Source organism: Malikia sp. (assembly GCF_028687635.1).
GTDB lineage: Bacteria > Pseudomonadota > Gammaproteobacteria > Burkholderiales > Burkholderiaceae_C > Malikia.
The window spans coordinates 1-15,928 of record NZ_JAQTZS010000033.1; the positions used below are offsets into that span (position 1 = coordinate 1).

At 66.2% G+C, this 15,928-nt stretch carries 21 protein-coding genes and 1 riboswitch; of the genes, 7 read left to right on the forward strand and 14 right to left on the reverse strand.

What is annotated here, in order from left to right; genetic code table 11:
- Nucleotides 1-15: 15 nt before the first annotated feature.
- The 11 genes from PHR85_RS13890 to PHR85_RS13940 all read right to left on the reverse strand — a co-directional run bounded on the left by PHR85_RS13890 (nt 16) and on the right by PHR85_RS13940 (nt 7,402).
- A complete protein-coding gene (locus tag PHR85_RS13890; protein ID WP_300055358.1) occupies nt 16-456 on the reverse strand; it encodes a single-stranded DNA-binding protein in 441 nt (146 codons plus the stop codon).
- On the reverse strand, nt 453-737 hold the full coding sequence (locus PHR85_RS13895) for a hypothetical protein (protein ID WP_300055361.1): 285 nt from the start codon (nt 735-737) through the stop codon (nt 453-455). Before PHR85_RS13895 ends, PHR85_RS13890 begins: the two co-directional genes overlap by 4 nt.
- The gene (locus PHR85_RS13900; RefSeq protein ID WP_300055364.1) at nt 734-907 is read right to left on the reverse strand and encodes a hypothetical protein; all 174 of its coding nucleotides are present in this window, start codon (nt 905-907) and stop codon (nt 734-736) included. Before PHR85_RS13900 ends, PHR85_RS13895 begins: the two co-directional genes overlap by 4 nt.
- The gene (locus tag PHR85_RS13905; protein ID WP_300055366.1) at nt 904-1,629 is read right to left on the reverse strand and encodes a hypothetical protein; all 726 of its coding nucleotides are present in this window, start codon (nt 1,627-1,629) and stop codon (nt 904-906) included. The genes PHR85_RS13900 and PHR85_RS13905 overlap by 4 nt, the downstream gene beginning before the upstream one ends.
- Nucleotides 1,626-2,006 (reverse strand): hypothetical protein, encoded by a 381-nt coding sequence (locus tag PHR85_RS13910; RefSeq protein ID WP_300055368.1) that lies wholly within the window; start codon nt 2,004-2,006, stop codon nt 1,626-1,628. Before PHR85_RS13910 ends, PHR85_RS13905 begins: the two co-directional genes overlap by 4 nt.
- Complete coding sequence (locus tag PHR85_RS13915) at nt 2,006-2,266, reverse strand: AlpA family transcriptional regulator (protein WP_300055371.1); 261 nt, start codon at nt 2,264-2,266, stop codon at nt 2,006-2,008. Before PHR85_RS13915 ends, PHR85_RS13910 begins: the two co-directional genes overlap by 1 nt.
- Nucleotides 2,267-2,348: 82 nt before the next feature.
- A complete protein-coding gene (locus PHR85_RS13920) occupies nt 2,349-3,095 on the reverse strand; it encodes a hypothetical protein (RefSeq protein ID WP_300055374.1) in 747 nt (248 codons plus the stop codon).
- Between the two features lie 163 nt (nt 3,096-3,258).
- On the reverse strand, nt 3,259-3,546 hold the full coding sequence (locus tag PHR85_RS13925; RefSeq protein WP_300055377.1) for a helix-turn-helix transcriptional regulator: 288 nt from the start codon (nt 3,544-3,546) through the stop codon (nt 3,259-3,261).
- Nucleotides 3,543-3,866, reverse strand: coding sequence for a type II toxin-antitoxin system RelE/ParE family toxin (locus tag PHR85_RS13930; RefSeq protein ID WP_300055380.1), 324 nt, complete (start codon nt 3,864-3,866; stop codon nt 3,543-3,545). The genes PHR85_RS13925 and PHR85_RS13930 overlap by 4 nt, the downstream gene beginning before the upstream one ends.
- A 1,221-nt stretch (nt 3,867-5,087) precedes the next feature.
- Nucleotides 5,088-6,299 carry an integrase arm-type DNA-binding domain-containing protein gene (locus PHR85_RS13935; protein WP_300055382.1) on the reverse strand — a complete coding sequence of 404 codons (1,212 nt, stop codon included), beginning with the start codon at nt 6,297-6,299 and terminating at the stop codon, nt 5,088-5,090.
- A 170-nt stretch (nt 6,300-6,469) separates the two neighbouring features.
- A complete protein-coding gene (locus tag PHR85_RS13940) occupies nt 6,470-7,402 on the reverse strand; it encodes an SDR family oxidoreductase (RefSeq protein ID WP_300055385.1) in 933 nt (310 codons plus the stop codon).
- A gap of 70 nt (nt 7,403-7,472) precedes the next feature.
- Here PHR85_RS13940 and PHR85_RS13945 point away from each other — a divergent pair, with 70 nt between their 5' ends.
- Nucleotides 7,473-8,510: a CDP-6-deoxy-delta-3,4-glucoseen reductase gene (locus PHR85_RS13945; protein WP_300055386.1), complete on the forward strand. Its 1,038-nt coding sequence runs from the start codon at nt 7,473-7,475 to the stop codon at nt 8,508-8,510.
- Between the two features lie 32 nt (nt 8,511-8,542).
- On the opposite strand, the gene PHR85_RS13950 is transcribed toward PHR85_RS13945, so the two are convergent.
- Nucleotides 8,543-9,145, reverse strand: a complete 603-nt coding sequence (locus tag PHR85_RS13950; RefSeq protein ID WP_300055389.1) for an SCO family protein — start codon at nt 9,143-9,145, stop codon at nt 8,543-8,545.
- Nucleotides 9,146-9,216: 71 nt separating this feature from the next.
- A complete protein-coding gene (locus PHR85_RS13955; protein ID WP_300055392.1) occupies nt 9,217-10,128 on the reverse strand; it encodes a biotin synthase in 912 nt (303 codons plus the stop codon).
- Between the two features lie 72 nt (nt 10,129-10,200).
- Here PHR85_RS13955 and PHR85_RS13960 point away from each other — a divergent pair, with 72 nt between their 5' ends.
- The 6 genes from PHR85_RS13960 (at nt 10,201) to nrdR (ending at nt 15,235) form a co-directional block, all read left to right on the forward strand.
- Nucleotides 10,201-10,929, forward strand: a complete 729-nt coding sequence (locus PHR85_RS13960) for a ComF family protein (RefSeq protein ID WP_300055395.1) — start codon at nt 10,201-10,203, stop codon at nt 10,927-10,929.
- A gap of 4 nt (nt 10,930-10,933) precedes the next feature.
- Complete coding sequence (trmL, locus tag PHR85_RS13965) at nt 10,934-11,404, forward strand: tRNA (uridine(34)/cytosine(34)/5-carboxymethylaminomethyluridine(34)-2'-O)-methyltransferase TrmL (RefSeq protein ID WP_300055397.1); 471 nt, start codon at nt 10,934-10,936, stop codon at nt 11,402-11,404.
- A 107-nt stretch (nt 11,405-11,511) separates the two neighbouring features.
- Complete coding sequence (locus PHR85_RS13970; RefSeq protein ID WP_300055400.1) at nt 11,512-11,946, forward strand: DUF1841 family protein; 435 nt, start codon at nt 11,512-11,514, stop codon at nt 11,944-11,946.
- Nucleotides 11,947-12,608: 662 nt separating this feature from the next.
- Nucleotides 12,609-13,352: a lytic transglycosylase domain-containing protein gene (locus tag PHR85_RS13975; RefSeq protein WP_300055452.1), complete on the forward strand. Its 744-nt coding sequence runs from the start codon at nt 12,609-12,611 to the stop codon at nt 13,350-13,352.
- Nucleotides 13,353-13,359: 7 nt separating this feature from the next.
- Nucleotides 13,360-13,474, forward strand: a riboswitch (ZMP/ZTP riboswitch).
- Nucleotides 13,475-13,521: 47 nt separating this feature from the next.
- Nucleotides 13,522-14,766: a serine hydroxymethyltransferase gene (gene glyA, locus PHR85_RS13980; protein WP_300055403.1), complete on the forward strand. Its 1,245-nt coding sequence runs from the start codon at nt 13,522-13,524 to the stop codon at nt 14,764-14,766.
- A gap of 22 nt (nt 14,767-14,788) precedes the next feature.
- Nucleotides 14,789-15,235 carry a transcriptional regulator NrdR gene (nrdR, locus tag PHR85_RS13985; protein ID WP_300055407.1) on the forward strand — a complete coding sequence of 149 codons (447 nt, stop codon included), beginning with the start codon at nt 14,789-14,791 and terminating at the stop codon, nt 15,233-15,235.
- Between the two features lie 25 nt (nt 15,236-15,260).
- Here the strand turns inward: nrdR and PHR85_RS13990 are convergent, their stop codons facing one another.
- Nucleotides 15,261-15,926, reverse strand: a complete 666-nt coding sequence (locus PHR85_RS13990; protein WP_367278759.1) for a sulfite exporter TauE/SafE family protein — start codon at nt 15,924-15,926, stop codon at nt 15,261-15,263.
- Nucleotides 15,927-15,928: the final 2 nt, after the last annotated feature.

Below are 15,928 nucleotides of genomic sequence, written 5' to 3' on the forward strand. Positions count from 1 at the left end.
GCGCGCACTGACCACCTACTGCCACTTCCCCAGTTGGTCGGCCATGATCGAGTTCATGATCCTGTGCCTGACCGAGGGGCCGCAGCCCCCGCCTGCCCCTCCCTGAGTCCAAATTGAGAATTGCTGTTCGTCTTGTGGGCGGCTGGCCCGCTTGCGGCCGGCGTGGTAGGCGCTCATGACCTGGTAGGCCATCACATCCAGCCCGTGGCGTTCCTGGCCGCTCTTGTCCTGCCAGGTGCGAATCGTCGCTTCGCCGGATACCGCCACGCTGTCACCGTCGCCCAGACGCTGCACCGCTTCCACGGCCGCCGGCTCGAAGGTGATGCAGCCGCACAGGATGGAGTCGCCATTCTTGTCGGTCACACCCAGCCGAAATATCGCGTAGTCCTTGCCCTGCTTGCTCGGCTTGATGGTCACGCCACCGCGCAGGCGGCCTTGAATCAGAACGTCGATCATGTGGCCTCCCTTTGCGCGGTGCCGAACACCTCACGTTCCAGATGCGCCACGGGTTCAAGTTCATCATCCAGACCGGACATGAGAACCCGCGACAGGCTCCGAATGCGCCCTGCGATGCCTCGCACAACCAGGTGCAGCGGGTCGTGATCCGGTATCACGTTGCTGGCCAGATGCGCGGCCAGTTGCTCAATCTCCCAGCATGCATCCATGGCCACAACCTGCCGGGCGGCGCTCAGGGTTACGCCGTGGTCGGCGTGTTGGGTCAGCGTGCCGTCGCTCATGCTGCCACCCGTTCCAGGGAAGCTAGCGCGGCCTTGGCCTTGTCCAGCTCTTTTGTCAGCGCATCGATCAACAGGCTGGCAGCACCGACATGCCGGCGTAGCTCTTGCAGATGGTCGGTGGACTGGGGTCGAGCGGAAACCAGTTGCAGGCTTTGACGGTTGGCGCTCATGCCGCCACTCCTTGCGCCTGAGCGGCACAGGCACGCTTGAGCAGGGTTGCGGCGCGGATCACGCGGCCTGTCGCGCGTTGCAGATCGGCAGCGGTGCCGGCCGGGTTGCGCAGCACGGCGATCGCCATGCTCAAGGCGTTTTCGGCCGCAGCGTGCAAGGCGATGATCTGGGGGTCGTTGCTGTCCGTGGCGGACTGGCTGGGCGCAGCGCGACGGCCGGCTATGGAAAGGGTAGGCGCGACATTGCGCACCAGGGTTACGGATTGGTTCATGGTCGGGACTCCTATACGAGACTCAGAAGCCACTCCCCGCGTTTTCAAGCGCAGGGGTGGGCAGGGATGTTGAAAACACGGGTATAGCCGTGCGGCCGTCCTCTCGGATAAGCCCATCCCGCCCGCAACCATGCCGACATGGGAATCCCCATGACGGACGAAACCGGACATGACAAAACCCCGCTTGTCGGTGGGGGCTGCAACCGCTATACCAAAGATGTTTTCAAGCATCGGGCCTTTCGGCTTGCGGCCATTATGGCACGGCCTGGCGCTCTTTTGCTGGCGCTGGGTACGCTGGCCCATGTCGATCACGCCGCGTGCGCTGGTGGGCCTGCTAGGGGCCTTGGTGCGGATCGTGGGCGCGGTCATGCGGCGTGCCTTGGCGAAGGCTTCGATGTAGATGCAGGTTTCGTGAAGGCGCAGCCAGTCGCGCGTGATGATGCCGCTCATGCGTGGTCCCTCCCGATCAGACCGGCCAGCGGGTCGAAGTCAGCCGCCAGCTTGTCGGGCGCTCCGGCTTCGCTGCGGGCCAGCTCGCGGCCGGTCATGGGATCGAGCACCCGCAGGACGCCGGGCATCGAAAAGCGCACCAGGACAGCAGTCTTGCCTTGCCCCATGCGCTTGTTCAGCAGCGGCGCCGCCACCGCGTGCATGTCAGCGAAGCGGGCCGCCTCCCGCAGGCGACGGGCGGCCGCCTGGCGGGCTTGCTCTTGCTGCTCTCGGGCGGATGCCTGGCGGGCCGCGTCTTGCAGGCTGCGAAGGGTTGCCCGGAGGTCTTGCGGGCTCGCGTCTTGCAGGCCGCTTTCGGGGTGGTGGGCACCGCGCATCAGACGGCCCCCGCCTTGATGCGGTCCACGATCCAGGCTTGCACCTGGGAGGCCGGCCAGCGGCTGGCGCGTCGAGTTAAGCGGATCGGTGGCGGAAACTTGCCATCCCGGACCAGACCGTAAATCGTGGTTTTCTTCAGCGACGTTTGTTGCTCGACTTCGGGCAGCGCCAGCAGGCGTTCAGGCTCGGGCTTTTCCGTGGCAGGCGAGGAAAGGTGGCGGTTAGATTGGATCATCTCGATTCCGTGTTTGTTCTTCACGGTGCGGATGATCTGCCGACGGGTATCTACTACCGCAAGTGTCTACCCTCTACCAGTTGGGTACATACCAGAGGGCACAGGGTCAATCGACGATTTGATCGCTTGCCCGAAGACGTATCCACGCCTTATCAAACTGGCTGCCGTTCTTCGGGAAGTTCTTGCTATTACCGACCAGCCGGCCCCTGATTTCTGACTTGATGCCAGGTTTTCCGGCCTGTCTCTCGGGGAGTGACAACGGGTCGCGCCCGGCGGCACGGATAGCCGCCAGTATTTCGGCTTCCTGGGCTTCAAACCTTGAAACCGGCTCGACATGAGCCTGATTTGCTACAGGCGATGCCTTGTCAGATTCCAGCTTGAACCCGGTTTCAATCAGCGCATCCAGCCAGAACGGGCGCAAATCTTTGCGGACGGCATATTCAATGAAATACCTTGGCGGCGCTGGCTTCCGCCTGTCATCCAGATGGGTTGCCCCCCAATGCTGAAACAGCTCATTCAACCTGTAAATCTGATAAAAATCAGCGGCTGATCCATCCTCGATAACAGGGGGCCGACCGGCTGCCTTGTCTGCATCAGTCCATATAACCCGATCTGGCGGGGCTCCGATACTATGCCATGTTGGCCCACCTACGACAGTGCCGGTCGGAGGTTTTGCCTTAATGCCATTTTCCGTGAACTCGAAACAATGCGCCCGATGCGGGTCTATTCCGGTCAACAGTAGCAAACCCTGCCGAACAGTCCAGTTGTCAAGCTTTATCCACCAGTCATTGATTGCAGCCGCAGCGGCTACGCATTCATTTTTTGGGTACATCAAGTCAGTCCATTGATTCATTCGGGCGCTCGACCAGGAGCACCAGCACCAGCAAGGCAGGCAGCCGGCCAGCTCGACCAGGAACACCGCCGATAGCCAGCACCGCAGGCGCTCAAGCCCTCGGCAGGCCAGCCCCGCTGGGGTAGCCCTGCCCCGCAGCGGATCGCCGCCCATGGGCCGTTTCTCATGCCGCCGCGAAGGGCTCGATTCGCAGCACCACTCGACCGCCTACAGCCTGGGCGTATCGCTGAACGGTGCGCAGCGACGGCGGGCGCTTGCCGCTCTCAAGCCTTGCGACAACGCTTTGCGTGGTTCCCATGCGCTGCGCGACCTCGGTTTGTGTCAGGTGGGCGCGGGTGCGGGCTTCTATCAATTGCCGGGCCATGTCGAATTCATCGGCCAGCGCGTCATATTCGGCCCGGGTATCAGGATTCGCCAGCAGGCGGGATTTCAGGTCTGAAAGGGTTTTCATGGGGCCATCTCCAAGCGTTTACGGGCTGTCTCGATTGAAGCCCTGGGGGTGGTTTGCGTCTTCTTTACGAAGGCATGTAGCACTAGCAGGGTTCGACCATGCGCAGCGACATACAGGGCGCGGGCAATGCCGTCTCGGCCTTGCATCCGCATTTCCCACAGCTTGCCCTCGATGGGGCGGACGTGGGGCATCCCCACGCCCTGCGGCCCGAAGCTCTCCAACAGTTCCGCAGTGCGCAGGAATCGGGCTTGCATGTCAGCGGGAAGCGCCTCGATTTCAGGCTCTGCAAGAGGGTGAAGTGTTACGGTCCATCGTGTCATGTTATAGCTATTATGCTATATACGGCCAGATTCAGCAGGCAGCCGGCCAGCTCGACCAGGAACACCGCCGGCCGCTCGACTGACAGCGGCCGCCACGGCAGCGCCACAGGCGCTCAAGCCCTCGGCAGGCCGGCCCGCTAGGGTTGCCCTGCCCCGCAGCGGATCGCCGATCCATGGTGTGACTGTGACGCTTTGACGCGGCATGTGTGCTTGCGTGAGCACGGTCTAGGCCGGCCGTCGCAGTCGGAACCGCCGGCACGGTCGCCGCTCAGGCGGCCGGGTTCCCGGCAGGCACTCGACCAGCCCGGGCGGATCGCTGCCGGCCAACTCGACCAGAAACACCAGCACCAGCAAGGCAGGCAGCCGGCCAGCTCGACCAAGAACACCGCCGGTAGCCAGCACCGCAGGCGCTCAAGCCCTCGGCAAGCCAGCCCCGCTGGGGTAGCCCTGCCCCGCAGCGGACCGCCGGCCATGGCTCGATCTGGCAGGGCTGCCGGCCGTGGTCGCAGCTCAGGCGACCGGGTTCCCGGCAGGCGCTCGACCAGGAGCACCGGCACCAGCAAGGGAAGGCACGCGGCCAACTCGACCAGGAGCAGCACCGGCAGCACCGCAGGCGCTCAAGCCCTCGGCAGGCCGGCCGGCTGGGGCTGCCTCGACCCGCAGCGGATCGCCGCCCATGGGCCGATCTGCTGGCGCTGCCGGCCGGCCACATTGCCCACACAGCAGGGTTCCCGGCAGGCGGCCGGTTTGGGAACCTCGACAGCAGGCGCAGCCCATCGCCGGCCCGGACAAAGGGGCACCAGGAAAAATCCTTTGCGCTCATTTCCGGCACTGTGCGAGACAGTGCGTAGCGGGCCGGAATGGGGGAGGACGGGAAGGCAGGAAATAGAGAAAAACGGCAGGGGGTGTATATGTATATGTATGAGAAATAGATACTCACTCATACATAGCAGGTTCCCGTCTAGGTTCCCACTTGGTTCCCGTCTAGGTTCCCGTCTGTTTTTTGGCGTTTTCACTCTAAGGTTCCCGTCAGGTTCCCATGGTTCCCGTCAGTTCCCGTTGAATAGTGGCCTGGCAAACGAAAAACACCTTTTTCTGGAAAAAAATGGTAAATGTGTAAGTCTGAAGCCTCAAGATACCCCCACTGGTAATAGTCATGCCGTGCAGGCGTAAAAAAGCCGCCCGGCCGGTCTGGCGGGGCGGTCTTGCTGCTGGGGCTACTCAGGCGGCCCGCTGGGTGAAAGGGACCACGTTCCCGGCCTTGCGGCCGTCCAGGTAGTCCGCCCACCACTGCATCAGGCGGGTTCGGTCCTGCATGTACTGGCTGCGGTGGTAGGCGGCCCGGATCTCGTTCTTCTCCTTGTGGGCTAACTGGCGCTCGATCACGTCAGGATTCATGCCGCACTCGTTGGCTACCGTCGAAAACAGCGCCCGGAAGCCGTGGGCGGTGGCGGTGCCCTTGTAGCCCATGCGGGCTATGGCGCTGTTGAAGGTGTTTTCGCTCAGGGGCTGATCCTTGCCCTGGTAGTAGGGCGACGGGAACACCAGATCACGGCCGGCGCTCAGGGCCTGGGCAGCCTTCAGCACTTCCAGCGCCTGCCGGGACAGCGGCACGCGGTGTTCAACCTTCATCTTCATCCGCTCGGGCGGGATGGTCCACAAGGCCCCTTCCAGGTCAAATTCTGCCCAGCGTGCCCCGCGCACCTCGCCCGGGCGTGTGGCAGTCAGCATCAACAGGCGCAGGGCCAGCACGGTTCCGGGGTCGCCGTCATAGGTGTCCAGCCTGGGCAGGAAGTCGGGCAATTCCTTGTCGGGCATGGCAGCCCGGTGTCGCAACTGGCGCGGCTTCAGGATTTCGGCTGGCATCAGATCAAGCATGGGGTTTGCCTCGATCCGCTCATGCGTGACCGCCCAGCGGTAAACCGCCTTGATGCGTTGCAGGATGCGCCCGGCCGTATCCCCTGCCCCGCGCTTCTCTACTGCCTTGACAGCCGCCATGACCTCACCCGGCTTGATGCTGGCCAGGGGCCGTCCGCCCAGCTTGGGGAATATGTCGGCTGCCAGTGATCCCTTGATGCGCTCGCGGTGGTCGTCGCTCCATCGGCTCGACTGGTGCGCGATCCAGTCCAGCGCGACGGCTTCCAAGGTGTTGGCGTGGTCGTGCGCTTCCTTGGCCTTGGCGGTCTTGCGCAGCTCGCCGGGGTCGTCGCCGGCATCCAATGCCTTGCGGGCTTCGGCGGCACGTTCCCGGGCTTCCTTGAGGCCGATAGCCGGGTACACCCCAAAGGCTAGGCGCTTTTCCTTGCCGCCGTGGCGGTACTTCATGCGCCAGTAACGGCCGCCAGCGGGGGTCAGTTCCAGATAGAGGCCGCCGCCGTCGAAGTGTTTGCCGGGGTCTTTCAGGTTGCGCAAGGTCGCGTCGGTCAGCTTCACGGGGGGTATCCTTTCAGGTTTGGGGGCACATTTGGGGGCACATTTTCAAAAACCAAAACAGGCACCATTGAAAATCAATCACTTGTGATTATCTTTCGAGAGCGACCCCGACCAGACAGAAAAAAAGCGACATCCGCAAGGTGTCGCTTTTTTGCTTTCCGGCCCCGGCTTCAAGCACCATGCAAGCCCTGCGCCACCGTGGCGTAGCGCAGCCTAAGCCCGAGCTCGCGCTTCAAGCGTGCGTTGCGCAGTCGCCGGGACTCCCCCATGAAGCTCAGCGTCATCGGCGACAGCCGCTCTCTTGCCTGCTCGCGCGAGACCCGCTCGGGCCTTGGCAAGCCGTAGAGGTCGGCGGCCAAATCGAAATAGTCGCCCATGCTCAGCTCGGTGTCGTCGCAGACATTGAAGACCCGCTGCACCGGCGCGCGCCAGAGCGCCCGGACACAGGCGCGCGCCAGGTCATCGGCATGGATATGGTTGGTATGCACATCGTCCTCGCGCCGCAGCACGGGCGTTGCGCGCAGCAGGCGCTCGCGCGGCGTGCCGCCCTCGCGGTCGGGCGCATAGATGCCCGGAATCCGCAGCACGCTGACCGGCACGCGGCAGGCCAGGCCCCAGGCGCGCAGCACGCCCTCGGCGGCCACGCGCCGGCGCGCGCGCGGCGTGGCCGGATTGACCGCCCGGACCTCGTCGACCCAGGCGCCGCCGCAGTCGCCATAGACACCGCTGGTCGAGCCATAGACCAGTGCCAGCGGACGCGCGCGCCGCGCCAACGCGCGCGCCAGGGCCAGGCTGCGCGGATCGCTCGCGCCAGCGCCCGGTGGCGGCGCCAGATGCAGCACGCGCGTGGCCAGACCCGCCAGCCGACGCAGACTCGCCGGATCGTCGAGGTTGCCCGCCAGTGGAGTGATCCCGGCGGCACGCAAGGCGGCCACACGCTCCGGCGTCGAGGTCAACGCGAACAGGCGGACCCGTCCGCCTGCGCCCGCCCCCTGCGGCCCGCCGCCGAGCGAGCGCGCGCTGCGCAGCCCCACATCGCCACAGCCCACGATCAAGACCCGCTCGCGCCGAAAGCGCGCCGGCAAGGCACCCAGAAAAGCCATTGCAAAATCCAAGTTTGAGAAAATCCCTGGCTGCCAGCGCAACCCCGCCCACCACTACATCCAAGACTGTATGACATTCCAGATCACCGTCGAGCCCAGCGGCCGAGCCTTTAGCGTCAACCCCGGCGAAACCCTCCTGGCCGCTGGCATCCGCCAGGGCATAGGTCTGCCTTACGGCTGCAAGGACGGCGCCTGCAGCTCGTGCAAGTGCAAGAAACTCTCGGGCAGCGTGGTCCATGGCGAGCACCAGGCCAAGGCCTTGAGCGCCGAGGAAGAAGCCGCCGGCTTCGTGCTGACCTGCTGCGCCACCGCGACCAGCAACCTCGTGCTCGAAGCGCGCCAGGTGACCGCGATCGACGCACTGCCGATCAAGAAGCTGCCGGTGCGCGTCAGCAGCCTGGCGCTTGCCTCGCCCGACGTCATGGTGGTCCAGCTGCAACTGCCCGCCAACGACAGCTTCCAGTACCACGCCGGCCAATACATCGAATTCCTGCTCAAGGACGGCTCGCGCCGCGCCTACTCGATGGCCACCGCGCCGCACCAGCAGGCCGTCAAGCCCGCGATGGAATTGCACATCCGCCACATGCCGGGCGGCAAGTTCACCGACCATGTCTTCGGCGCCATGAAGGAAAAGGAAATCCTGCGCATCGAAGGCCCTTTCGGCAGCTTCTTCCTGCGCGAGGACTCCGACAAGCCGATCGTGCTGCTGGCCTCGGGAACCGGCTTCGCGCCGATCAAGGCCATCATCGAGCATATGCGCGAAAAGGGCAGCACACGGCCCGCCACGCTCTACTGGGGCGGTCGCCGTCCGGTCGATCTCTACCAGGCTGACTGGATCGCCGAGCAATGCGCCGCCATGCCCAACCTCAGCTACGTGCCGGTCGTCTCCAACGCGCAACCCGAGGACGGCTGGAGCGGGCGCACCGGCTTCGTGCACGAGGCCGTGCTACAGGATTGCCCCGACCTCTCGGGCCACCAGGTCTACGCCTGCGGCGCGCCGATCGTGGTCGAGTCGGCGCAGCGCGACTATGTCGCCAAGGCCGGCCTGCCGGCCGACGAGTTCTACGCCGACGCCTTCACCTCCGAGAAGGACAAGCACGGCGCCTGAAGCCGGCTGGCCGGCCTGACCCGTTCTCGCCTTCAGCGCGCCTCGGCCAGCAGCAGCCTGAGGTCGGCGGCCAGCGCCTCGGCGCCGCTGCCGTAGCGGTGGTAAAGGCGCAGCCGGCCCGTCGTGTCATAGACATAGCTGCCGGCCGAGTGGTCCATCGTGTAGCTGGTCGGCGTCCTGCCCTCGACCCTCTTGTAATGGACCTTGAAGGCCTTGGCCAGCGCGGGCAACTGCGCGGGCGTCGGCAGCAGCGCCAGGAAGCCGGGGTCGAAGCTGGCCAGGTAGGCCCGCATGATCTCGGGCGTATCGCGCTCGGGGTCGACGCTGACGAACAATCCCTGCAACCGGGCCCCATCGACACCGAGCCGCTGCTTGGCCTGCACCAGCTCGGACAACGCGGTCGGACAGACGTCGGGGCACTGGGTGTAGCCAAAGAACAGCACCACCAGCTGGCCCTTGAATTCGGCCAGGCTGCGGATGCGGCCCTGCTGGTCGGGCAGGCTCAATTCCCGCCCATAGTCGGCGCCGCTGATGTCGACACCCCGAAAAGCCGGCTTGTCGCCGCAGCCAGCCAGCAGCCAGGCGCTGCCGCAGGCGGCCGCCAGGCCCAGCAACCATTGTCGACGCCTCGGCATCGCGCTTGAAGTTCTAAGGATGTCCATCCGGGGATTCTCCAACGAATACCCAACAGGCGGCGGGCGCGGACTCAAGTCCTGGGCTGGCGCAGCATGGAGCGCATCTGATCGACCGAAACGGTGCTGGTCGATTCGAGCCGGACGCGCGGCTTGGGTTTGACCGCGTGGCCGTAGATCACCTCGAAGCTCAGCAACAGCTGGCCCTGCGCGTCGCGCGGCAGGCCGGCCTCGATCGCCTGCTCAAGTTGCTGCTTCCAGCGCCGGCCGCGCAGGCCCGCGAAACGCGCCTGGTTCAGGTTGCGGCCCCAGTCACGCAGGTCACGCAGCAGCCGCCCGGCGTCCGGGTAGGACAGGGTGATGCGCTCCATGGCCATCACCGGCTCGGCAAAGCCGACCTCGACCAGCATGTCGCCCCAGTCGTGCATGTCGGTGTAGGCATGCGTCGGCGCCGGCCAGCCCTGCCGGGCGTACACCGCCCGCAGCTCGCGCAGGCTGTCCGGCCCCAGGCAGGAAAACATCAGGAAGCCATCGACCTCCAGCAGTTCCAGCCAGCGGCTCAGCAGCGCGCGCGGCAGCGGCTCCTGGTGCAGCGCCATGTTGGCCCACAGCAGGCCAGCCGCGCCGGGACTGTCGTCATGCGGCACCGGACCCGAGGCCAGCCACTTGAGCGGGTTCCAGCCGCGCGGCGACTGGCGACGCAGGCTGTCGGCGGCCGCCTGGGTGGCGTCACCCGCGAGCGCGACCTTGGCATCCGGGTAACGCTCGGACACCAACCGATGCGCCCGCAGGCCACCGCTGAGCGGCGACCAGTCCAGCCAGCGCGCCGGGGCCTGCTTGATCCAGTGCAAGCGCTCGGCCATGCGGGCGCCCACCTCCTCGTGCAGCCAGGGGCTGGCCTCGCGGCGGTGCTCGCGCCAGCGGCGCGCTGCGATGGGGTCCAGGCCGGGCACCGGCCTTTCCTGGCCTGGGGATTCTGCTTGCATGACGGACAATCGAAGGTGATGTTGGGACGAGGGCGGACAGCAGGCCCGCGGGCGCCGCAGTATATTCGGCGCATGAAAGATCCGCTGCGCCGCTGGCTGCAAGCCTGGCCGGCGAGCTGCGCCGTTTGCGCGCGCTGGCCGGCCCGTCCGGTCTGCGCCGACTGCCTGGCCAGCCACGGCCGGGTGATGCCGCGCTGCCCCGGCTGCGCCCTGGCGCTGGCGCCCGGGCTGGAACGCTGCTCGCGCTGTGCCGAGTCCGCTCCCGGCCACCTGCACCGCTGTCTGGCGCGGGTCGACTACGCACATCCCTGGTCGGCCCTGGTCGCCAGGCTCAAGCGCGACCCGGCCTGGGCCAGCCCGCTGGCGCAGATGCTGGCCGACACCCACGGACTGGCCGACCTGTTGCGCCAGACCGATCTGCTCGCCCCCATCCCCCTGAGCGCGGACAAGCTGCGCGAGCGCGGCTACAACCAATCCTGGGAACTGGTCAGGGCCTTGCGGCGCCAGCTCGGCCAGCAAGGCGACGCGCCAGCAGCCCTGCCCGGACTGCTGCAACGCCAGGCCCTGGCAGCGACCCAGCACGAACTGCCGCGCGAGCAGCGCTTCGCCAACGCGCTGCAGGCCTACAGCGTCAACCCGGCGACAAGCCGGCGACTGCGCAGTCGCCGCATCCTGCTGGTCGACGATGTCATGACCACTGGCGCGACACTGGATTCGGCCGCCGCCGCGCTGCTGGCCGCCGGCGCGGCCCAGGTCAGCGCGCTGGTGTTCGCCCGCACCCCTGCCCCCAATCTAGATTGAAATCATGTTCCACCTCGTCCTCGTCCATCCCGAAATTCCGCCCAACACCGGCAACGTGATCCGGCTCTGCGCCAACACCGGCTGCCAGCTGCACCTGATCGAACCGCTGGGCTTCTCGATGGACGACAAGCTGCTGCGCCGGGCCGGGCTCGACTACCACGAGTACGCCGAGCTGCGCCGCCACGCCGACTGGAGCGCCTTCCTGCACGCCATGCAACCCGACCCCGGGCGGATGTTCGCGCTCACCACCAAGGGCTCGCGTCCCGCGCACGAGGTCGCGTTCCAGACCGGCGACTGGCTGGTGTTCGGCTCCGAGACCGCCGGCCTGCCGCCCGAGCTGCGCGAGACCTTCGCGCCCGCACAGCGGCTGCGGCTGCCGATGCGCCCGGGCCAGCGCAGCCTCAACCTGTCGAACGCGGTCGCGGTGATCGCCTTCGAGGCCTGGCGCCAGAACGGCTTTGCCGGCTGCGCCTGAACGCCGAACGGCCACTCAGAACCAGCCGTCCCAGACCCGCTTGATTCCGGTCAGAAACATGTCGTGGTAGAACAACAAAGAGTCCGCTCATGGTTCAAAATCGGCCCATGTTCACACCCTCCCAAGCCGACGTGCGGCGCTTCTTCTGCGCCGTCCATGCCAAGCACCAGCAGGGCCAGCCGATGGAAGCGATCGAGGTGCTGGCCAGCGAATGGATCCAGCGCCACCCCGAGTACCACGCCGACCTCTCCGATGTCGACGAGGCGCTGCGCCGCATGCAAGAGCCCGCTGACCAGCGCGAAAACCCCTTCCTGCACCTGTCCATGCACCTGAGCATCAGCGAGCAATGCTCGATCGACCAACCGCCCGGCATCAGGCAGGCGGTCGAGCTGCTGGCGGCCCGGCGCGACTCGCTGCACGAAGCGCACCACGAAGTCATGGAATCGCTCGGACGCATGATCTGGGAAAGCCAGCGCGCCGGCCGCCCGCCGGACGGCCAGGCCTATATCGCCGAGATCAGGCGCAAGGCCACGCGCGACTGAACCAACGGATCCCGCCGACCAGTACCCGCTGTCCGGCAAGCCCCACCAACGAAAGACCCCGGCAGGCTGAACCTGCCGGGGTCTTTGCATCTGCACACTGGCAGCTGCGCTTGACGGCCCCAGGAGTTGGCTGTCCTGAAGGTCGTGGAAGCAAGAGATTGCCTCCGTCGAATGCACCAGGCAGAGAGGGCGGACCTCGGTGCGGGCAACAGGCCCGTCAACGACAGGCAAGCCCAGTTTATGGACTCAGCTCGGGGTTTGCCAACAGTTTTTTTCAATTCCACAGGCTTTCCCGATAGACAGCCACCCCCCCTTGTCACGCCAGTGAAAATGTGTGTCGAAATCACGCTTTATTCATTTTCTTATATAAAGAATAACTTCATAAGTATTGACTCAATATGTCAATACCCCTAACATTCGGTTCGCTTGCCCCAAAAGGAAGCATTCGAGACGCTGCCGAACCCGGCTAAGTCGATGACCCTCAAGGGTTTTCGATGGCGACCCCCCAATCAAGGCGCACCCAGGCTCAGGCACAGGTGCCGCGTAGAAAGGAGTGTGCTATGACAGCGCAAAACCCCACCCTGTCCCCCCCCAACAAAGGCTTGCTGCGCCAATCCGCAGATCACCTGTTCAAGGCGGTATACGCCATCACGCACAGCGGCATGGCGCTGCTCGGACTCGGACTGGCCCTGGCCACCCTGATCCTGCTGGCCAACCCCAGGTTGCGCAACGACGCCGAACAAAAGCTGCTCGGCTGGCTGCAGCAACGCCAGGGCAGCGATGCGACGGCGGAAGTCGATTCCGACGCCAAGGACCGTGCCGAACCGACCCTCAAGGCCACCCTGCCCAAGGAGCAGGCCCAGGTCGCGCACTGGATCAGCCGCAAGTACCGCGTCGCGCCCGAGCCCGTCGGCGCGCTGGTCGCCGAAGCCTTCGCGATCGGTCGCCGGATCAAGCTCGATCCGACCCTGATCCTGGCCGTGATGGCGATCGAGTCGCGTTTCAACCCGTTCGCGCAGAGCCCCGTCGGCGCGCAGGGCCTGATGCAGGTCCTGACCCGGGTGCACTCGGACAAGTACGAGGACTTCGGCGGCAAGCAGGCCGCCTTCGACCCGCTGGTCAACCTGCGCGTGGGCGTCCAGGTGCTGCAGGACTGCATCCGCAACGCCGGCACGATCGAGGGCGGCTTGCGCCGCTACGTCGGCGCCGTCGAAACCGACGGCAGCGACTATGTCGCCAAGGTGATGGCCGAGCAGGAACGCCTGCGCAGCGTCGCGCGCGGCGTCAAGCTGCCCATCAGGGACAACGCCACCGCGTCGGTTGCGCCTGCGCGGCTGCCAGCCGCAGTGCGCGAGCTAGAGGCGGATGCCGGCACCCCCGAAGCGGGCAAGCTGCAGCGCTCCTGATAAAATCCCGCCCGTGCGCGACTGGCGATAGGCTGGGACTGGCCTTGCTGGCTGTCCTCGCCGAGGTGGGATTACCACCAGGAAGCGTACAGTCAATTCAGCCGTTCGCCTGGGCAGCCCCTGTCACCGTCACGACCGCGCAGGGAAGCATATTTTTCCAAGGACTGCCATGTACGACCGCAACATCCTGATCGAGCAAACCGACCCCGAGCTGTTCGCCGCCATCCAGGCCGAGAACGCGCGCCAGGAACACCACATCGAGCTGATCGCGAGCGAGAACTACGCCTCGCCCGCCGTCATGGCCGCCCAGGGCAGCCAGCTGACCAACAAGTACGCCGAAGGCTACCCGGGCAAGCGCTACTACGGCGGCTGCGAATTCGTCGACATCGCCGAACAACTCGCGATCGACCGCATCAAGCAGCTGTTCGGCGCCGACGCCGCCAACGTGCAGCCGCACTGTGGCGCCTCGGCCAACGAAGCGGTCTTCCTGGCCTTCCTCAAGCCCGGCGACACCATCATGGGCATGAGCCTGGCCGAAGGCGGCCACCTGACCCACGGCATGCCGCTGAACATGTCGGGCAAATGGTTCAACGTCGTCTCCTACGGCCTGAACGACAAGGAAGAGATCGACTACGACGCGATGGAAGCCAAGGCGCGTGAGCACCGCCCCAAGCTGATCGTGGCGGGTGCCTCCGCCTACAGCCTGCGCATCGATTTCGAGCGCTTCGCCAACATCGCCAAGGAAGTCGGCGCGATCTTCATGGTCGACATGGCCCACTACGCCGGCCTGATCGCCGCCGGCCTCTACCCGAACCCGGTGCCCTTCGCCGACGTCGTGACCTCGACCACGCACAAGAGCCTGCGCGGCCCGCGCGGCGGCATCATCCTGATGAAGGCCCAGCACGAGAAGGCGATCAACAGCGCCATCTTCCCGGGCCTGCAAGGCGGCCCGCTGATGCATGTCATCGCCGCCAAGGCCGTCGCCTTCAAGGAAGCGCTGACGCCCGAGTTCAAGGCCTACCAGGCCCAGGTGATCAAGAACGCCCAGGTCATCGCCGAAACGCTGACCCAGCGCGGTCTGCGCATCGTCTCCGGCCGCACCGAGAGCCATGTCATGCTGGTCGACCTGCGCGCCAAGGGCATCACCGGCAAGGAAGCCGAGGCCGTGCTGGGCGCCGCCCACATGACCATCAACAAGAACGCGATCCCGAACGACCCGGAAAAGCCGTTCGTGACCAGCGGCGTGCGCATCGGCACCCCGGCCCTCACCACCCGCGGCTTCAAGGAAGAGGAAGCCCGCCTGACGGCCAACCTGATCGCCGACGTGCTCGACAACCCGCGTGACGAGGCCAACATCGCCGCCGTGCGCGCCAAGGTCGAGGCGCTGACCAGCCGCTTCCCGGTCTACCGCTGATCGATGCGAATGCCCCGGCCCCATGAAATGCCCTTTCTGCGGCCATGCCGAAACCCAGGTGGTCGAAACCCGGCTCTCCGAGGACAGCGGCATCGTGCGCCGGCGCCGCCGCTGCAGCGCCTGTGACAAGCGCTTCACCACCTACGAGCGGCCCGAAGTCAGCTTTCCGATGGTGGTCAAGAAGGACGGCCGCCGGATCGATTACGACCCGGCCAAGCTGCGCGCCAGCCTGGCGCTGGCGCTGCGCAAGCGCCCGGTCGGCACCGAGCAGGTCGATGCCGCCACCGAACGCATCGAGGAAAAGCTGCTCACCCTCGGCGCCCGCGAGGTGCCCACGCACCAGCTCGGCGAACTCGTGATGCGCGAGCTCAAGAAGCTCGACAAGGTGGCCTATGTGCGCTTTGCCAGCGTCTACCGCAGCTTCGAGGACATCGATGACTTCAAGACCCTGGTCGACGAGGTGCGCTGACCGGCGCTGAAACTCGGCTGCCCGCTCAGGCGCACCAGAGCCCGGTGGGCTGGGTGATGCCCATCCAGAGCGCCCAGCCCGAGGTCGCCGCCAAGGCCAGGCCGGCCAGGCGCATGCCCCATTGGCCGGACCCGGCGTCCTTCAGGCGCAGCAGCAGCCAGGGACCGATCAGCAGCGACACCATGGTGCCGACGGCGAAGGCCGCCATCAGCCAGGCACCGCCGAGCGCGCTGGCCGACAGCGAAGCCACCAGCAGGGCCGAATACAGCAAGCCGCAAGGCATCAAGGCCCAGCCCAGCCCCAGCACGATGGGCGCGCGCGGCCCCAGGCGCGCCAGCAGCGGCCGGATCCGGCGCCAGACACCCTGGCCCCAGCCGTCGACGAAGGCCGGCTGCCGGCCCTGGAACAGCAGGATCAGGCCCAGCAGCAGGGCCGCCACATGCAACAGGATCCAGACCGGCCTGAGCAGCGCGGTGTGGGTACCCATCCAGGCCAGTCCCTCCACGGTGCCGCCAGCCAGCGCCCCGAGCAGGCTGTAGCCCAGCAGTCGGCTGAGCTGGAAACGCCAGAGCGCCAAGGTGCCGGCCCTGCCGTCGCCCGCGCCGCGCGCAATGCCCGCGCAGGCAGCGCCGCACATGGCCACGCAGTGCGGCCCCCCTACCAGGCCCATCAGCAGGGCCGAAATCATCATCG

What these genes read in the sequence shown, in the direction of transcription:
- PHR85_RS13890 (WP_300055358.1), bottom strand. Translation starts at nt 456, where the DNA reads ATGATCGACGTTCTGATTCAAGGCCGCCTGCGCGGTGGCGTGACCATC.
- PHR85_RS13895 (WP_300055361.1), bottom strand. Translation starts at nt 737, where the DNA reads ATGAGCGACGGCACGCTGACCCAACACGCCGACCACGGCGTAACCCTG.
- PHR85_RS13900 (WP_300055364.1), bottom strand. Translation starts at nt 907, where the DNA reads ATGAGCGCCAACCGTCAAAGCCTGCAACTGGTTTCCGCTCGACCCCAG.
- PHR85_RS13905 (WP_300055366.1), bottom strand. Translation starts at nt 1,629, where the DNA reads ATGAGCGGCATCATCACGCGCGACTGGCTGCGCCTTCACGAAACCTGC.
- PHR85_RS13910 (WP_300055368.1), bottom strand. Translation starts at nt 2,006, where the DNA reads ATGCGCGGTGCCCACCACCCCGAAAGCGGCCTGCAAGACGCGAGCCCG.
- PHR85_RS13920 (WP_300055374.1), bottom strand. Translation starts at nt 3,095, where the DNA reads ATGAATCAATGGACTGACTTGATGTACCCAAAAAATGAATGCGTAGCC.
- PHR85_RS13925 (WP_300055377.1), bottom strand. Translation starts at nt 3,546, where the DNA reads ATGAAAACCCTTTCAGACCTGAAATCCCGCCTGCTGGCGAATCCTGAT.
- PHR85_RS13930 (WP_300055380.1), bottom strand. Translation starts at nt 3,866, where the DNA reads ATGACACGATGGACCGTAACACTTCACCCTCTTGCAGAGCCTGAAATC.
- PHR85_RS13940 (WP_300055385.1), bottom strand. Translation starts at nt 7,402, where the DNA reads ATGGCTTTTCTGGGTGCCTTGCCGGCGCGCTTTCGGCGCGAGCGGGTC.
- PHR85_RS13945 (WP_300055386.1), top strand. Translation starts at nt 7,473, where the DNA reads ATGACATTCCAGATCACCGTCGAGCCCAGCGGCCGAGCCTTTAGCGTC.
- PHR85_RS13950 (WP_300055389.1), bottom strand. Translation starts at nt 9,145, where the DNA reads ATGCCGAGGCGTCGACAATGGTTGCTGGGCCTGGCGGCCGCCTGCGGC.
- PHR85_RS13955 (WP_300055392.1), bottom strand. Translation starts at nt 10,128, where the DNA reads ATGCAAGCAGAATCCCCAGGCCAGGAAAGGCCGGTGCCCGGCCTGGAC.
- PHR85_RS13960 (WP_300055395.1), top strand. Translation starts at nt 10,201, where the DNA reads ATGAAAGATCCGCTGCGCCGCTGGCTGCAAGCCTGGCCGGCGAGCTGC.
- trmL (WP_300055397.1), top strand. Translation starts at nt 10,934, where the DNA reads ATGTTCCACCTCGTCCTCGTCCATCCCGAAATTCCGCCCAACACCGGC.
- PHR85_RS13970 (WP_300055400.1), top strand. Translation starts at nt 11,512, where the DNA reads ATGTTCACACCCTCCCAAGCCGACGTGCGGCGCTTCTTCTGCGCCGTC.
- PHR85_RS13975 (WP_300055452.1), top strand. Translation starts at nt 12,609, where the DNA reads ATGGCGCTGCTCGGACTCGGACTGGCCCTGGCCACCCTGATCCTGCTG.
- glyA (WP_300055403.1), top strand. Translation starts at nt 13,522, where the DNA reads ATGTACGACCGCAACATCCTGATCGAGCAAACCGACCCCGAGCTGTTC.
- nrdR (WP_300055407.1), top strand. Translation starts at nt 14,789, where the DNA reads ATGAAATGCCCTTTCTGCGGCCATGCCGAAACCCAGGTGGTCGAAACC.
- PHR85_RS13990 (WP_367278759.1), bottom strand. Translation starts at nt 15,926, where the DNA reads ATGATGATTTCGGCCCTGCTGATGGGCCTGGTAGGGGGGCCGCACTGC.